A 773-nucleotide genomic window follows, 5' to 3' on the forward strand; every position below is an offset into this window, starting at 1 on the left:
CCGCGGCGTCCACGCCCTTCTGGCCGTTGGCCAGGATCAGGCGTGTCGTGGCGATGCCGAGGGCGAGCCGCAGCAGGGTCGCGATCAGGAGCACGGTCGGGAAGGCGGAGAATTCGAGGGGCTTCTGAATCCAGAGCGCCACCATCAGGATCAGCACCGACAGGGCGATCGAGAAGGCGAGCCCCACATCGATCAGCACCGCCGGCACCGGCAGGAACAGCACCGCCAGGATCGCGACGATGCCCGCGGCGAACCCGAAGTCCCGCCGCGACCGCTTCTCCAGGACGAGCGTCTCGCTCACCGCCATGACGTGAACCGTTCCTTTCAGGTCGGGGCGGTTGTGCCGTGGCAAGCTTGCGCGGGGATGGCCGGATCGCGCGGATCGGGGAGCGACCGATCGATCCGCCCGTCGCGATGGAATCGGCGCCGTCGGCGGGAATGTGAACGAAATGCTGTCGCCAGAGCGATGGCGACCGGCTTTGCACGGGGATTCACCGGCAGCGACCGCATGGCAGGTCATCGCGGGGTGGCCTGCACGGGCTCGACATCGCTGCTAAACTCTTTTCCGTCGCAGCTTTTGTCCTTCCCAAGGTCGAGGCTCTCGCGAGGGACCGGGCGGCCAGGTCTCGACAGCTTTCCCGCCCGGTCCCACCCGCCGCTTCGATACTTCGCGATCCTTGCGGCTGCACGCCGACATGCCACGTCGCGTTGACGTGTGACATTTCCCAAGATGATCAGGCGAGGAGCGAGAGCGCTCCGGCATGCTTCCAGCG

General features: G+C 66.9%; 1 protein-coding gene. It reads right to left on the bottom strand.

The window, feature by feature from the left end; all coding sequences use genetic code 11:
• Positions 1–307 (bottom strand): FHIPEP family type III secretion protein (locus MZTS_RS24925; protein ID WP_192286011.1); only part of this gene is annotated, 307 nt, incomplete at its 3' end.
• Positions 308–773: the final 466 nt, after the last annotated feature.

It is taken from the genome of Methylorubrum zatmanii (genome assembly GCF_014845115.1).
Taxonomy (GTDB): domain Bacteria; phylum Pseudomonadota; class Alphaproteobacteria; order Rhizobiales; family Beijerinckiaceae; genus Methylobacterium; species Methylobacterium zatmanii.